This is a genomic window from Cytobacillus sp. Bac17, from assembly GCF_024519925.1.
In the GTDB taxonomy this organism is placed as follows: domain Bacteria; phylum Bacillota; class Bacilli; order Bacillales; family Cytobacillaceae; genus Cytobacillus; species Cytobacillus pseudoceanisediminis.
The window spans coordinates 1-16,549 of record NZ_JALJRC010000038.1 but is presented as its reverse complement, the minus strand read 5'-3'; the positions used below and the strand labels follow the sequence as shown (position 1 = coordinate 16,549).

At 29.5% G+C, this 16,549-nt stretch carries 11 protein-coding genes; 10 read left to right on the top strand and 1 reads right to left on the bottom strand.

All coding sequences use genetic code 11. The features are described 5' to 3' along the window. Positions 1-485 precede the first annotated feature (485 nt). The 9 genes from NR125_RS25685 (at position 486) to NR125_RS25645 (ending at position 14,552) form a co-directional block, all read left to right on the top strand. Positions 486-1,625, top strand: a complete 1,140-nt coding sequence (locus NR125_RS25685) for a nucleotidyltransferase domain-containing protein (protein ID WP_256816411.1) — start codon at positions 486-488, stop codon at positions 1,623-1,625. Between the two features lie 506 nt (positions 1,626-2,131). Continuing rightward, entirely contained in the window at positions 2,132-2,383 is a 252-nt protein-coding gene (locus NR125_RS25680; protein ID WP_071160151.1) for an acyl carrier protein, read from the top strand. Next, complete coding sequence (locus NR125_RS25675) at positions 2,383-3,606, top strand: ATP-grasp domain-containing protein (RefSeq protein ID WP_071160153.1); 1,224 nt, start codon at positions 2,383-2,385, stop codon at positions 3,604-3,606. The genes NR125_RS25680 and NR125_RS25675 overlap by 1 nt, the downstream gene beginning before the upstream one ends. 18 nt (positions 3,607-3,624) lie before the next feature. Next, positions 3,625-4,728, top strand: a complete 1,104-nt coding sequence (locus NR125_RS25670; protein WP_256816410.1) for an acyl-CoA dehydrogenase family protein — start codon at positions 3,625-3,627, stop codon at positions 4,726-4,728. Positions 4,729-4,747: 19 nt separating this feature from the next. Next, complete coding sequence (locus tag NR125_RS25665) at positions 4,748-5,419, top strand: 4'-phosphopantetheinyl transferase family protein (RefSeq protein WP_175502240.1); 672 nt, start codon at positions 4,748-4,750, stop codon at positions 5,417-5,419. Next, positions 5,397-10,355, top strand: a complete 4,959-nt coding sequence (locus NR125_RS25660) for a non-ribosomal peptide synthetase (RefSeq protein WP_071160163.1) — start codon at positions 5,397-5,399, stop codon at positions 10,353-10,355. The genes NR125_RS25665 and NR125_RS25660 overlap by 23 nt, the downstream gene beginning before the upstream one ends. Further along, positions 10,356-11,240 (top strand): C40 family peptidase, encoded by an 885-nt coding sequence (locus tag NR125_RS25655; protein ID WP_071160165.1) that lies wholly within the window; start codon positions 10,356-10,358, stop codon positions 11,238-11,240. It begins immediately after the preceding gene. Further along, entirely contained in the window at positions 11,240-12,364 is a 1,125-nt protein-coding gene (locus tag NR125_RS25650) for a C39 family peptidase (protein ID WP_071160167.1), read from the top strand. The genes NR125_RS25655 and NR125_RS25650 overlap by 1 nt, the downstream gene beginning before the upstream one ends. A gap of 616 nt (positions 12,365-12,980) precedes the next feature. Next, positions 12,981-14,552 carry an amino acid adenylation domain-containing protein gene (locus NR125_RS25645; protein WP_071160169.1) on the top strand — a complete coding sequence of 524 codons (1,572 nt, stop codon included), beginning with the start codon at positions 12,981-12,983 and terminating at the stop codon, positions 14,550-14,552. Positions 14,553-15,643: 1,091 nt separating this feature from the next. On the opposite strand, the gene NR125_RS25640 is transcribed toward NR125_RS25645, so the two are convergent. After that, on the bottom strand, positions 15,644-15,841 hold the full coding sequence (locus NR125_RS25640) for a helix-turn-helix domain-containing protein (RefSeq protein ID WP_071160171.1): 198 nt from the start codon (positions 15,839-15,841) through the stop codon (positions 15,644-15,646). Between the two features lie 191 nt (positions 15,842-16,032). Here NR125_RS25640 and NR125_RS25635 point away from each other — a divergent pair. Beyond that, positions 16,033-16,549: TniQ family protein (locus tag NR125_RS25635; RefSeq protein WP_256816403.1), on the top strand; the 517-nt coding region annotated here is incomplete at its 3' end.

The window sequence follows — 16,549 nt, the reverse complement described above, 5'->3', positions numbered from 1 at the left end:
CTTTGTGTCAGCTTCAACTCAATCATGACTTGTAAACTCAACCATGACTTAGTCTTTTTTTTGTCGTGACCTAACTAATTCATATTTTTCATATGGAAAGGAAATGCCACATTTAAATGCGTATCTGGTCACAGCAAGTTGTCACTTTCATTTGATACATGAATACACACTTAGTTGCGATTGAGTTGTCTTGCATTATACAACAATAAAGATGTGTCATATACGTTAGAGACGATCTTTCAAACAAATAGGTGCTTTGAAAGGGTAACTCTCGAATCTCAAGAGGTTAAATTTTTTGCAGTCCAATCCTTAAATTATTATCAATTTTTTTAGTTTGTTTTTTTGTGACAAAAAAAATTTTAAGCTGAGCGGTATATGCAAGTGTGAATTTTAAATTTAAACGACCTTATTTCCACAGATAATATAGAGACTAAGGATTAATTCCATCTGAAATAGTGGGAAAATATTTAGGAAAGAGGAGAATTATGTTAAATGAATATCTAAATAAAGAAGATGAGGTAGTAAAGTTACTAGCAAAATATTATTTAAGTGAGGATGAAAAAAAGATTCTTATTGATTCCTTCCAATCTAATTTAGAAATGAATAAAATAATGGGTTCTTTAATCTTGCATAGGGTAATTGGACCAGCGTGGATGTCGATAAGAGATCATGTTATCCCGAGTACAACTACCCATAAAAATGAAGAGTTCTTTTTTTATTTAAATAATTTTTATACATCACAGCTGAACCGAGCTGAGGAGCATCTATATCAGACTAAACAAGTAATTGATGTTTTTAATAAAGAAAACATAGATTATGTAATTATAAAAGGTATTTCCCTAGGTTTAGATCTTTACGAAAATATTGGTATGAGATGGTTTAATGATGTAGATATTCTTTTAAAGCATGATGATATTAAAAAGGCTCTATCACTTTTAAAAAGTATTGGATATGTGCAAGGTGAATATAACTTCATTAAAAGTAGTATAGAACTAGCTAATAGAAAAGATATAATTTCCTCACCATTATTATCTCATGAGGTATTTCCGTTAGTTAAACATCTTCCGAATAGTAATATAAATTTCCATGAAGTTGATCTTCAATTTTCATTGGATTTATTAACAAATAATCGCACAGATGAACTAGTCAACGATTTTCTAATTCGTAAAATAACATTAAAAGAACATGAAGAAATAAAAACATTATCACCAGAAGATCATCTATTGTTCTTATGTATACACTTTTATAAAGAAGCAATATATCTAGAGGAAGTAATGAACCATAAAGATTTTGTATTATATAAAATTTTAGATATTTACCGTCTATTACTCAAATATGAAAAGACTTTAAATTGGAACAGAATTCTTTTGGTTGCGGAAGAACATAATTTAAATAGAGTTCTACTATTTGCATTAACTTATACACTAGATATGTATGGAAAATCAAGAAAAAGTTTAATACCTAATAATGTTAAATCTGCCTTGTCCTTGGAAGATAAAGATAATAGAGAACTATTAAATTTAGTATTTGATAAAAATGGGAAGGATAAATACTGTTGGTATGTCCCTAATAATCAAAAATTCTTTAGTATAAAACGGTTCGAAATTTTAGAAAATATTAGATGATATAAATTACAATTAATCTCACAATATGTATTATTTCACAATTAAACTCCTGGAGTGTGATTCCTAACACTTCCGGAGATTCACTTCTAGAATTGAATTAACTATTTATTTTGTGCTTTCACCCGCCATAAAGAATCTTGATTAACTGTTGCAATGTGATAGTCTAATCACGTTCGTAAAATAGTTCGTCTTTTGTACATTAATCAGTGATACAAAAATTTTGCCGCGATAGTACATAGCTTTCTTGAACTAAGTAAAATCACCATAAATGTGTAAAAATTAAGCCTACTTAAAATTCCAAACGAAACTCTTCATAAAAGTGCTTTTCAGAGAAGCATGATCAAAAACATAGTATAAGTAATTGAACCTTTCTACTACGAATTCAATCATAAGCTGCATCATTTTTGGATTGTAAGGTGATCTATTTTCTGAATTATATGGTGCTTCAATTTAGAAAAAAGCTAATGCCAAACAACGCTGTATTCATTAATATTCGGGAGGTAATCATGGATAATTTAGAACTGAAAAAGTTGATTTTGGAAAAAGTGTCTAATTCTTTAGGTAGAGAGGTTAAATTAAAGTATGATACAAACTTATTGAACGAAGGAATAAATTCCTTATTATTAATAGAAATTATTGTGGAATTAGAGGAGGTTTTCTCAATTGAGATTTTGGATGATGATTTAACTACTGATAATTTCAACTCAATTGATTCTATTTCTAATTTACTTCTAAATAAATACAAGGTTGTATATTAATGAAAAAGATTATATTAGTCGAATCTGGTCAATCTGGAGAAGAAATTAAATCAATTCTAAAACATGGGTATGATGTAATATATTTATATACCGGTATGCTCCCTATCAACCAAAAAAATCTGGATTTTTGCTTTAAAATAATTAAAGATAGAAAGATTACAAGCTTTAGCGTATTGGGTAAGTATATAGAAATGCTTATAGAAGAATATGAAATACAAACAATAATAAGTACAAGTGATTTTTTCATACCTAAGGTATCTGAATTATGCGAAAAATATAAAATGAAAAGTTTAAATAAGAATGTTGCACAGGAACTTACTAATAAACTGTTGTTTAGAGAAAAGCAAGTAGAATTAGGCTATAAAACTCCCGAATTTTTTTGCTTTAACAATATTAAGGATGCTGAAGATTTCCTTACAACACATCAAGAACAAAAGTGGGTATTTAAACCCCTCAACTCCAATGAATCGGTTGGTGTAAAGTTAATAAAAACTATCTCAGAATTAAGAAATGCTGTTAAAACATTAGATAAACTTTCAAGATTCACAAGTAATTTAATAAAGAATGACGCATTCATATTAGAGGAGTTTCTTGAGGGTGAAATTTATAGCTGCGAGTTTGTTAAAGATAATAAAGATATTAAGATTCTTGGAGTTACAAGTAGAGAAATGAGTTCACTACCGTATTTTATAGAAACAGGCTATGAATTTCCTGTAAAAAAAATAATTGCACATAGAATAATAGAAGAAACTCAAAAATTTATAAGAGATTTTGAATATGATTTTGGACCCTGCCATATAGAGTTCATTGTAAATAATGAAGATATTTATATTTTGGAGGTTAATCCTCGTTTAATAGGTTATCCAAACTTTTGGATGATTAACAAGGCTTTAAATATAGATATACTAGATGGGATTATTTTGACATATATTACTGGTGTATTCCCGGAAATTTCCTTAACAGTTTCCAATAACTATACAATATGTGAGGAAGTGATTAGTGAAAAAAACGGCTATATTAGAGAACTAAAATTCTTAGACGATTGGTCAAATAATGATGATGTGTTTATTATAATTAATTCTTTTCAAAATGACTTTGTTAGGAAGGCTGAGTCCAATAATGACATTTTAGTAAGAATTTTTGTAAGAGGAGATAATGAAATGGGTGCCAGAAATATGATAAAGTCTGTGAAAAATTCATTAATAATTAGAATTGATGATTAAAAGCTTAGGGAGGGTATAATGAATAGAAATTCAGTAGAAGTAAATAGAGAATTGGAAAATTTATTTAAGTCCAATTTCCATACACTTACTCTTAATAAGATTAGTGCAATAAATTATTTTGAGAAAATTTCAAATTTATCGTATAACTACCCCTCTGTGGCTCTTAGTATATCGATGCATTTATACACTATTTGGGGTTTAAAGTTATTATTTAATCAACAACAGTATGAGTGGTATGCAGACCGAATTAAAAAGTATAAAGAGTTATTTGGTTCACCCAACGATCCAGGCTTATATTTTATCTCAAATCAATCATTTAAAAATTCACCATTTATGGTCGAAGCTATAAAAAAAGATAATGACTATATTATTAATGGTATGAAAAGATTTGTATCTCTTGAACCACATGTCAGGTATTTGCCAATTTATTGCAAGGTTAAAGATTATAAAGGCAATGGACTAGGAATTACACTGTTAATCGTAGATAAGAATAAAATGGGTGTATCAGTAAAAGAAGATTGGAATTCTATTTCAATGAAGGATACATCTAGCAATACAGTTAAGTTTAACGATGTACTAATTGAAGAAAAAGACGTGGTTTTTACTGAAGATGTCCAATTGAATAATGCTGATATACTTAGTTATTTGTTTAGATTAAGTATTTGTTCTGTTTATTATGGAATTGCACATAAATCTATAGATCTTGTAACAAATAGTTGCAAACAAAAAATTGTACCTTATAGTAATACTACTTTAAAGTTTTTTCCTGGTGTTCAATTTACTATAGCAGATATGACTATTCTACAAGAAACTTCTAGATCTCAGATAAATCATTTGTGTATGTTGATTGATGATTATATAAGTCAAGCAGCTAATAGTAAAATGGATATAAATATTACTAGCTTAATTACCAAAGAATATGTGTTAACTTCATCAGAAAAAATTGTAAACTTGGCAATGAAAGTAGAGGGGATTTCAAGTTTATTTGATAATAATGAACTATCTAAATTATATATGGATGTCAAGGCAAGTAACTTTCATCCACCACAGACTGATGTGATAAAGGAAATAATCGGAAAAAATAGATTAGGGGTAATTACTCGTAATAGGAGATGGCTATAAGATATTTATGAAGATTTTCATGTTAAATATAAATAATATTAACCAGGAAGATTTTAAGCGTTATATTCACTATTCTTCAAAAAAGAATGAAATATCAAAATATTATTATTTCCATGACAAAGTACGCTCCTTATATGGCGAATTGCTAAGTAGGATGATAATATCGATTGATAATCTAATCCCTATGGAAAATATAGTCATCAAAAAAAATCAATATGGAAAACCCTACTTATTAAATAGGAAATCTTGTTTTAATATATCACATTCTGGTGAATGGGTTGTATTGGCAACTAGCAAATTATCAATTGGTATTGATATTGAAATGCAGAAAAAAATTAATTTTCATATAATGGATAGGTTTTTTAATGAAAATGAGATTCATTATATTGAACGGCAAAATGAAGAGGAAAAAAAACTTAGAGCATTTTATAAAGTGTGGACGCGAAAAGAAAGCTATGTAAAGGCTATTGGTATTGGCTTACAAGATAATTTGAATTTTGATACACAACCTGAACATTCTTATAAAAAGTTGGGCGATTATTATATTAGGAGCTACTTTCTTAATAATTACATAATGTCAATATGCTCTAAAGCAGACCCCTATGATTGTGAACCTATAATTGTAAGTAAATTTGATCTTCATAATTATTTAAATAAAGGAGCACCAGATGAAAACTACAAATTACTTTGATCTACTATCAAACAAAGATTTAGAAAAAATCAAAAGCTGGTCAAATACAAAAGAAAAATTTGATAAGAATACATATGTTCACGATATATTTAAAAAACAAGCTTTGAAAAATCCAAATAATATAGCAATTAAGTGTTTAGATGAACAAATAACTTATGAAAAATTAGATATGCAGTCAGATAAAATTGCTGGATATCTAATAAAGAAAGGTATTTTAAATGATACGCCTGTTGCACTATGTTTAGATAGATCAATTGACATGGTAATTGTTATTTTAGGAATATTAAAGGCAGGGGGAGGTTACGTTCCTCTAGATCCTAAGTATCCAATTGATAGAATAAACTATATCATTAAAGATAGCAATGTTCAATTTGTATTCACAAATGATAATTATACACGCTTATTTGATGATTTAAATGTTAGCACCTTAAAATTACGAGACACTGAAACCGCATTAGTATTAGAAAAAAAAATAGATGTTAATGAGCATAATTTATCACACATTATTTATACTTCAGGATCTACAGGTAACCCTAAAGGAGTTTGTATTACTCATAAAAATGTCTTAGCCTTACTCCATTGGGCTAAAAAGGAGTATCCAGATGAATATCTTGAGGGTGTCTTATGCTCAACCTCAATTTGTTTTGACCTATCAGTTTTTGAATTATTTTTACCATTAATTACTGGTGGAACTGTAGTATTATTAGAAAACATTTTATACATTAACGAATTAGATAAAGGTACTAAGGTAACATTAGTTAATACTGTACCATCTGCAATTAATGAACTATTAAAAGTAGCAGCCATTCCTCCCACTGTGAAAATTATAAACTTAGCTGGTGAACCCCTTAGAAAATCAATTGTCGATAAATTATATGAACTACCGCATATCGAAAAAGTATATAACCTATATGGACCTTCTGAAGATACTACTTACAGTTCTTATTTTAGAATACCAAAGTACTTTAATAAAGCTCCGCTAATTGGTAAGCCTATAAGTAATACTTCAATTTTTATATTGGATGAACAGCTGCGGATTCTTCCACCTGGTGAGGTGGGAGAACTTTATATAACCGGAGAAGGATTATCTAGTGGTTATATTAATAATGTCGATTTAACAAATGAAAAATTTTTGTCAAATCCATTTAAAATGTTAAACACCCATAAGTACATTTATAAAACAGGGGATATAGGACGTTTTTTAGAAGATGGAAATATTGAATATCTTGGAAGGAAAGATAGTCAAATTAAAATAAGGGGACACAGAATAGAGCTTGAAGAAATAGAAATAGTTTTCAGCCAGTATTCAATCGTTGTAGATCAAGTAGTAGTAAAAGCAATTAAATTAAATGGATTACTATCCATTTGTGCCTATGTTAGTTTAAAAGACAATGTTTCTTCAGAACTTAATATAAAAAACGATTTAATCAAATATGCAAATAGCAAGTTGCCAAAATATATGATACCTGATTACTTATATATAATTGATGAATTCCCTTTATTACCAAATGGGAAAATAGATAGAAAAAACTTACCGCTGCCAACTAACGAACCAAGTAAAACTATAGCTGGGAGAAGATCTACAAAAGTTGAGGAAATCATTATTAATATTTATAAAGATTTGTTGAATATCAAAAAAATAAACTATCTGGATGATTTTTTTAACCTTGGTGGACACTCACTCCAAATTTTGCAAATAATATCCAGAGTAAGGGATATCTTTAATATAGAGTTAAAAATCTCTGAAATTCTAAATAATCCTATAATTAAAGATTTATCACAACTTATTCATGATAAGACTAAGCAAAAAAAAGAATTGTTAGTCAGCTTTGATAGAAATGAAATTTCTAAAAAAGAATTGGATTACATATCAAGCGAACAAAATTCACTATGGTATTACAATAAATTAAACTTAGGAAGCCCTCAATTTAATATTGTTAAATCATTCAATATAAAAGGGGATATTAATCAATCTAGGTTAATACATAGTTTAACTTCAGTAATTAAAGACCACGAAATCTTAAAGTCAAATTTTATTGAAGTCAATAGTATCCCATTTACAATAAAAAAGACTAACTATACTGATTTTTCCTTTTTAAATTATTCCCAATTTAATCAAACAGAATCAAAAAGTTTAATGGAGAGATTAATTAAACAAGAGGTCGCATATAAATTTAATCTTGCCAAGGAACAACTTTATAGGATTCATTTGATCAAAGTAAGTACTAATCATTTTAACATCTTAATAAATATGCATCATATTATTAGCGATAGATGGTCAATAGATATATTATTAAATGATATATTAGAACGATACCATTTAAGAAGTTCTTTAGATAAAAGAGTTAATTATCAAAACTATGTAAGTTGGCAACAAAATTTCTTGACTTCTACTGAAGCGACTTATCAAAAAGAATTCTGGAAAGGAAAACTTAATGGTGCTGATTTCTTAGTGACATTACCTACTGATATTAGTCGACCTAAGTATAAAACTTATAACGGAGATTCAGTCAAAGTAAAAATATCTGGTGCTACAAGGGATAAAATCAAAAAGTTATCAAGAGGTTACAATGTAACTAACTTTACTGTTCTTTTAACAGTTTTCATTGCCTTAATAACCAGGGTTTCTGGTAAAAATGATATGGTTATAGGCATACCAATGTCAACCCGTAATGTTTCTGAGTTTGAGAATATGATAGGATACTTTATTAATGTACTTCCGATGAGATTTAACATCAATTCCGACCTTAGCTTCTCTGAGTTATTAGATATTACAAAAAATGAGTTATTTCAAACCTTAGATAATAAAGATATTCCTTTTGATTTAATTAAGGATATGGTTAATGCAAAAGTGAACCCATCATATAATAATTTGTTTCAATTAATGTTTAATTACTACGAACCCCCTAACAAAAGAAATATTCACCCTAACATTAAAATATCCGAGGAAAACATTGAGTCGATTTACTCTAAATATGATCTAGATTTTGTCTTAGAAGATTCTGAAACAGGCATAGAGGGGTATATCGAATATAATAAGGATATTTTTTTACGAAAAACCATAGAACATTTTATAAATCAATATACAAGTATGCTAGATAGTATCTTAAATAATCCTAATATCAAAATAGATGATATACGTTTAAATGATGTTGCTTTCCAAAGCATTCGTAAGCTAAATATTCCTTATAGAGATGGGTTTATAGAATTTAACCAAGTAGGAGAGGGGAACTTACTATTAGAAAGATTTAATCAGATAAAAAATAAGTTTCAGAATAAAACTGCTATTAAATTTAAAAATAAGAGCCTTTCATATAATGAACTAGATAAATTATCTAACGATATAGCATATAAATTGAATGATTTAAAAATAAATACAGTTGGTTTACATTTTAATAGGGATTTAAGCATTATCCCTTCTATGCTTGGCGCTATAAAAAGTGGGGTTAAATATATTCCAATCAATCCTGACTGGCCATTTGAAACTATTAAAACAATAGTTGAAGACGCTGAAATAAGTCATTTTATTACAAATGATTCTTCTAATACATTCAATGAAATGAATGTCAAAGTAATTAATTATTCTTCTTTTAAGCACAGAAAAAGTTTCCTCCCTCACTTTGAAAAAGAAAAAGATCTAGAAGCTTATATCCTTTACACATCAGGAACAACTGGAAAGCCTAAGGGAGTTATTCAAAGCCAGAATAACTTATATAAACATATAAGTAATTATTCAAATTCATTAAAATTAGACAATGATGATAAGTTGTTACTTTTATCATCTTTTGAATTTGATGCTGCCATTATGGATATCTTTGGTGCCATATTAAATGGATCAACATTATGTATTGTAGATATAAAGACTACATCATTTATCGATATAAATAAATATATAGAGGTTGAGGGGATTACTATATTACACTCCACTCCTACTATATATAGATATTTAATGGCATATGCAGATAGAAAAGATTTAAATTCAATACGTGCTTTAGTACTTGGGGGAGAGGAAGTTAAGGCGCATGATTTTGATTTATATAAAAATAAATTTCCAGAATCATGCTATTTTATTAATGGATTAGGGCCAACAGAATGTACAATTGCTTTACAAAATATTCTAAATAAAAATGATAATATCGAATATTCAAATGTGCCAATTGGGTATCCTGTCGATGGTATAGATGTTATGTTAATAAATAATCAAAAGACATCTGAGCATTTTGGAGAAATTGTTCTTAAAGGTGAGCAGATAGCTTTAGGCTATTTAAATGACGAAAATAATAAATCTTTCGACAAAGGTAAAAAACTTTACTTCACTGGGGATTTAGCTAGGTATTTACCAGATGGTGCATTACAGTTTTTGGGAAGGAAAGACAATCAAGTAAAAATACGAGGTATAAGAATAGATTTAAATCAAATTGAGCAAGGATTGTTAAATCTTGAGGGTGTAACAGAAACAGTTGTGACTACAATTGAAAATAAAAATGAAAAAAACATTATTGCATTTATTAAATCTGATCTAAATATTGAACCTTTGGAAATTAGAGAAGAACTAAGATTAATATTACCAAATTACATGGTTCCAACTAAGATTGTTATTGTAGACAAATTCCCAATCACTAATAGTGGAAAAATAGACTATCTCAAATTAAAACAAATAAGTAATTATAAGTATGACGCAGCAGAAGAAGATTTTCAGAGCCCAATTGAAGAAAAAGTACATGAAATTTGGAAAACGTATATTGAACATGAAAACATACCTTTAACAGCGGATTTATTTGAATTAGGAGGACATTCTATAACCGCTATGCAAATATTTTGGGAGATAAATGAATACTATAAAATAAGTATACCATTTCATTATATCTTTGAGTACTCAACTATTAGATCGATGTCTAAGTTAATTGATAAATTTAGTGGGAAGGTAGAATTATAGATGAACGGTAACATTACAGTCCCTGTTTGTAATCTGTGGGTAGAAAGAGACCTTATTTTGAAAGAAGATCTTAAGTCTATAAATGGGGATATACAAAACTGGTATAATAATTTGCCCATTGAAGTTAAGGCTACAAAAGAAAGAATCAACACACAACTCTTATTGGGAGAACCTATCTCAGTCGATGATATTATAGGGGAATGGGCTAAAATCAAAGCTATTGAACATAAAACTTCACTTTATCCTAATGGTTATGAAGGTTGGATACATGTTTCCCAATTTACAACTAATATATCAAAATTTGTACATCAAAGTAATACCAGTTCTTCTGTAAAAGTAATTAATAAAACTTCACTACTTAAAACTAATAATGAGAACATAGAATTAAGTTTTATGACTACTTTGCCATTAGTAGAGCTTGAGGAAAATAAGGTATTAATTATGACACCTGATGAAAGGTATGGAAGATTGAATTTGTCTGATGTATGTATATATGAAAAAGGAAGTAAACCTTCTTTTAATATGCCAACAATATTAAATGAATTAAGAAGAATCCCATTTATAGGCGGTGGGGCATCATCATACGGATTTGACTGTTCTGGTTTAACATTTAGGTTTTATCAACTACTAGGTATTTCTATACCTAGAGATGTCCCAGATCAACTTCAGGCAGGGATATCTGTTGATATATCAGATGTAAAAATAGGAGATTTATTGTTTTATTGTACAGACGAAACCCATAGAGAAAAAGTAAATCATGTTGGTATTTATATGGGGAATAATCAATTTCTTAGTGCTAGGAGAACAGGATTACCAACTAAGGTGAGTCACGTTTCAGAACCTTTCTACTCTAACAAATTATTCGATGTTAGAAGGTATATATAATGAATAACAAAAAAACACATGGTTCTTTTATTGAATATAATAATTTCAATTCATGTAAAACATTTGGACTGCAAAAACATGGAAACATTTTAAGTTTAGATAAAGTGAATGCCATTTATATAAAAAAAAGTAGTGAGGAATATAAAGGTTTGCAGTATTACGTAGGAGAATGTATTACTGAAAGATTTAATATTGAATTCAATGAATTAATCCTATCATGGCAAGCACATGCACCAGCAAACACATGGATTGAGTTTTATGTTAGGCCGTACCTTGATGGCATTGATGAGAAATGGAATAAATGGTACAGTCTTGGTTTATGGTCGGAGAGTAATTCTCCATTCCCCAGGAGATCATTTGGAAAACAAATAGATAGTATAGGAGAGGTTGATATTGATACACTTATATTAAAAACTATCGGTAAATCTTTCCAAATAATGATACGGCTATGTAGTTTAGATCAAAGTATAACGCCTGTACTTTTCTCTTTGTGTGCATCTGCTATTATAAGGAATAGTAATAACTTTAATGAAAGTAATACTATAATAAAGAATTCTAAATATCTAAATGTTCCTCCTCTATCGCAATTAAAATATTTAGCAGGTGAACTCCTATGTTCACCTACATCGCTTTCAATGGTCCTGAATTACTGGTATAAAAAAACAGGCGAAGAAAAATACAGAAAAGGTGTTCATCAAATTACAAAAGGCGTTTGGGATAAAGCTACCAACCGAGCAGGGAATTGGTCATTTAATACCGCTTATGTAGCTTCTTTGGGGCTAGAAGCTAAGTTAATAAGATTAAGTAGTATGAGTTATATACAAAAATTATTAGATTTAGATATACCGTGTATAATTAGTATTGCTTATCAAAAAGGTGAACTATTAGATGCTCCTTTAGAATCTACAACTGGTCATTTAATTGTTGTTAACGGCTATAGTGGCTCGTCAATTATTCATGCAAATGATCCAGCAGCTGTTTTTAACAGAGTACAACGACAATATAATTGTGCTCAATTAGAAAGTGCATGGTTGAATGGTTCAGGAGGGCTAACATATTTAATATATCCTAAACAGGATTACTTAAACTTGATTGATCTACTATTTTACGAAAGAAATATATAATTACAGTCCACTTTTCCGATTGCATGTGATCACCTGAACTTGAGGTGATCCATATTGACAAGACTGATAATCGATTGGTGGCTTCCTTAATCACCTTATTCATCTGCTGCTATTATAACTGTTAAACTAAAGTAAATAAACCAGATTTATATTGAATAATTATTTGCTAAGAAGGTGGAGGTTGGGGTTAATTTAGTACCGGCTTGAAGCCGGTACTTTTGAATAAATTCTTCAAAGTATTAAATACTCTGGTAAGAGATAATATTAAAGGGTGTTGATTGAAACAGAAACCCTGGTCATTATCCAATCTCGATTCCTCTAAATTCTTTCTCTGAAATGACCTAAAACCTTTAGATCTATGTGATGATCGCTTTCCATAGCTGCTTTTGATTACAGTATTTGCAATTCTTCTGAGAAAAAATAGACTTTCTTGTAGAGTAACGAAGTGAATTCCTACTTCATGAAATTTTTATTGTTTAGTCACTTCAAATAAAATAAGGGAATATCCTTTTTGGTGTTATTAGGAGTTTGGCACGTAGGGGGAAAATTGCAAAATGCTCAACTAAATATTAGATTAGCATGAAGATTATAACTAACACAAAAAAATAAAAGGACGATGACTGTGATTAGTATACCTAAAGAAATTAATTACCTTCATGATTGGTTCTTACAAAGCGCAAGGAATTATCCGGATAATTATGCTCTTTGTATAGAAAATATTAAGTATACATATAAACAGTTGGATATTGAGTCGAAAGAGTTGTCTTATAAACTAATTGTTGGTTTAGGGTATAAACCTACAAAAGTTGGGGTATATGCTGGTGTTTCAAAAACAAATTATATCTCCATATTATGTGCTCTGCGTTCAGGAGCTACTTATGTCCCGCTAAATCCTAAATATGGAGATGAAAGAATAATAAATATGATTGAATCTTCAAATTTAGACGCAATAATAATAGATGAGCAATCTATTAATGTTTTTAATTATATACTACCCAAATTAAAAAACAGACCTCATTTGCTATTCCTAGGTTCAAAAATAACCGAATATAAAGAATTTACAAAACTCAAAAACGAAAATCACATTGATAAAAGGATAGGGTACAATTTGGATGATAATAATAATTATGCATATTTACTCTTTACCTCCGGGAGTACTGGAAAGCCTAAAGGTGTTCCAATAACACACGAAAATGTAAATTATTTCCTTAGCTATAACTTAAAAAGATACCGATTATCTCAAGATGATCGAGTTTCTCAATTTTTTGATAGAACTTTTGATTTATCAATTTTTGATATATTTCTCGCATGGGGGAGTGGGGCTTGTCTATTCCCTTTAAAAGAATCAGATTTATTTTTCCCATGGAAATTTATAAAAAAGAATAATATAACTGTGTGGTTTTCAGTGCCATCTGTAATTACCTTAATGAGGAAAGTATTATCACATAAGAATGTAAAACTTTGTAGTCTTAGATGGAGTCTGTTTTGTGGAGAAGCTTTACCAAGTAAATCAGTTGAGTTTTGGAGAGAAATAGCCCCCAATTCAATTATTGAAAATCTATATGGTCCTACAGAGCTAACTATAGCATGTTCAGCCTACAGATGGAACGATGATAGTTCGAAAAAAGAATGCTTAAATGGGTTAGTCCCTATTGGAAAAATTTATAACGGTTTAGATTTTGTATTGGTTGATGAAAATAACGTAATATCAAACACCAAAGGAGAGCTTTGTGTTACCGGGCCACAAATGTTTCTTGGATATTTGGATCCTGATAATAATAAAAATAGATTTTTTTTAAACGAGGATAATACATCTATAAAAAAGTTTTATCGAACTGGAGATCTAGTAAAGCTTTCTGAGAGTGGAAATTTATTATATATAGGCAGGTTAGACAACCAAGTCAAAGTAAAAGGATATAGAGTTGAATTATCGGAAATAGAGGCAATTGCCAGAGAATTTAATGGTGTTGTTGACGTAGTAGCATTACATAAAAAATGCACAAATAATTCAGATGAATATTTAGCTGTTTTTGTCATCGGAAATTTATTGAATATAGATTTATTAAAAGCTCACTTAAAAGGTAAGTTGCCACATTTCATGATGCCTCAAAGGATAAATAAAATTGATTCCTTCCCCCTAACTTCAAATGGAAAGATTGATAGACAGAAACTCTTATTACTTTTGTAATCTAGAACAATGAAGACTTAGATTCTCAAAGGGGTTTGAAACGAGGAGTACCTCGCAAAATGCTGAAATAAATAAATAAATAATCCATTATATTTGAGACCGGGTAAGATTTCCTATGATCATTATATGACAAAGAAATCTTTTGACTCACATGTCATCAGAGTATGTTCAATATTTCAATCTGACAAAATAGCTTTAAATAATCTATTTATTGGTATAGTTGAATTTGTCAATACCAAAGAATGAAATGCACCCTATGAAAAAGAAAATAATGATCAAAACAACGACTACAGTACAGTAGAAAATTAATGAGTTAGAGATCTCTTGATTGAATATGATTAATACTCTAAATAACCAAGAAGTGCGGCTTACGGCTGCTGTTATGTTTCAACTGGTTTTTTGTTTAATCTTTTCATCATATAAGTTGGTTTACCCATAACAACAAATAAGAGAGACCGTATCCAGCTAATGACGCTGTTTTTAATTCGTGAGTGACCTCTAAGAACTTTTCAAACCCAGTACTAAATGTTAGTAGAAATATTGGTAAGACAACACAAATGTGAATCCGTTGTTTGAATCATTCCAAGTTTGCTTGGCATCGCTTATTTCGATTTTTATTAAAAGCTTACCTTTGCATACTTTCGATGGCCATCCACAAGTGTTTTGTATAGTTCACAACTAATTTGTCCAATTGACAATTAAGTTGGAATTCCCAACCAAGGTACTTCCTTGGTTTGATGAAACAGGTTCTTTACTAGGCTAATATTCCTTTTTTTATAATAATCAGGTAGATGGGACTTGCAGCCGGAAAAGGTGTGTGGGCTATGAAGGAAGTTGTCTAGAATGCGATTTTTGAGGACCTACCTAACTGTCAAAATTTAAAATAGCCATTTACTTAGCCGATTGGCTATGTAAATGGCGTTCTTTGTTTTTTCTAGTTACTACTATGGCTAATTAAAGGGCTCGTTAAGACGATAAGTCATTACTCAACAAGTTAAGGTAACTAGTTTTGACAAAGGAAATGCATCTTTTTAATAAAGTTATTAATTTTTGATATAACCTTTACTCTAAAAATCTGCGTAATAAAATGGTTATTCCCCCTTTAGAATCCAATCAGTAGATACTCCATACTGTTTACTTGTAGCAATAACAGTATCAATCGAGGGTTTTGTTCTTCCTTGTTCAATCTCACTTAGAGAACTTTGTTTGATACCGATACTCTTAGCAAAGTCAGCCTGGGTAAGTTTTTGGTTTACCCTTATATCCTTGATTCTCTCACCTACTGTCATTTAAAACTTCCTCCTTAAAAAGTTTCTGGTATGAGTTTAAGAAAACTTGCAATAATATAGATATACCTATATTATAGGTATATCTATATAGGTGTTTTCTCTTCATTATTGTAGAAAAAAAATAACAATCATGCACTATTAATTAGCAAGAATAAAAAATTGAGTGGTGGTGATAATACCCATGAAAGTGGGTGTTAACTATAAACTACTCAAAACAGTCAGTTTTATATAGCATTAAGCCTGAGAAGATTGGAACTCCTTATGTTGAATCTCTTACAAGTTATATCTCTAGATTAGCTATAGAACATTGTGTTTCTACAGGGGACTTAATATCTAAGTTGGTTACTCCAATTATAGGAAAGAAGTATCTATCTAACATATCAAAAAAAGGTGGGGATGGTTTTTATAAATCCACAAGTGGAATAAATGGAATTGGACAATTAGCAGAGGAATTCACAAATTTACTTTCTAATCTAACATTAAGAAGTGATTTAGAAGATACCACTTTATTAACTTGGAATACAGTGTTTCCTACTAGAGGTTTAAGTAAAAATAGGAAACATTGGTGTCCGTGTTGTTTTCAAGAATCCCTTGAAAACAATAAACCTATATATGAACAATTAATATGGTGTATTCAACCTTATCAGAACTGTTGTAGACGTCAAGTTGAATTTTACACTTTTTGCTCGTTTTATTTTTACACTTCTG

Excerpts from the sequence above, each read along its gene's own strand:
- NR125_RS25685 (WP_256816411.1), top strand. The coding sequence starts at position 486 with ATGTTAAATGAATATCTAAATAAAGAAGATGAGGTAGTAAAGTTACTA.
- NR125_RS25680 (WP_071160151.1), top strand. The coding sequence starts at position 2,132 with ATGGATAATTTAGAACTGAAAAAGTTGATTTTGGAAAAAGTGTCTAAT.
- NR125_RS25675 (WP_071160153.1), top strand. The coding sequence starts at position 2,383 with ATGAAAAAGATTATATTAGTCGAATCTGGTCAATCTGGAGAAGAAATT.
- NR125_RS25670 (WP_256816410.1), top strand. The coding sequence starts at position 3,625 with ATGAATAGAAATTCAGTAGAAGTAAATAGAGAATTGGAAAATTTATTT.
- NR125_RS25665 (WP_175502240.1), top strand. The coding sequence starts at position 4,748 with ATGTTAAATATAAATAATATTAACCAGGAAGATTTTAAGCGTTATATT.
- NR125_RS25660 (WP_071160163.1), top strand. The coding sequence starts at position 5,397 with ATGAAAACTACAAATTACTTTGATCTACTATCAAACAAAGATTTAGAA.
- NR125_RS25655 (WP_071160165.1), top strand. The coding sequence starts at position 10,356 with ATGAACGGTAACATTACAGTCCCTGTTTGTAATCTGTGGGTAGAAAGA.
- NR125_RS25650 (WP_071160167.1), top strand. The coding sequence starts at position 11,240 with ATGAATAACAAAAAAACACATGGTTCTTTTATTGAATATAATAATTTC.
- NR125_RS25645 (WP_071160169.1), top strand. The coding sequence starts at position 12,981 with ATGACTGTGATTAGTATACCTAAAGAAATTAATTACCTTCATGATTGG.
- NR125_RS25640 (WP_071160171.1), bottom strand. The coding sequence starts at position 15,841 with ATGACAGTAGGTGAGAGAATCAAGGATATAAGGGTAAACCAAAAACTT.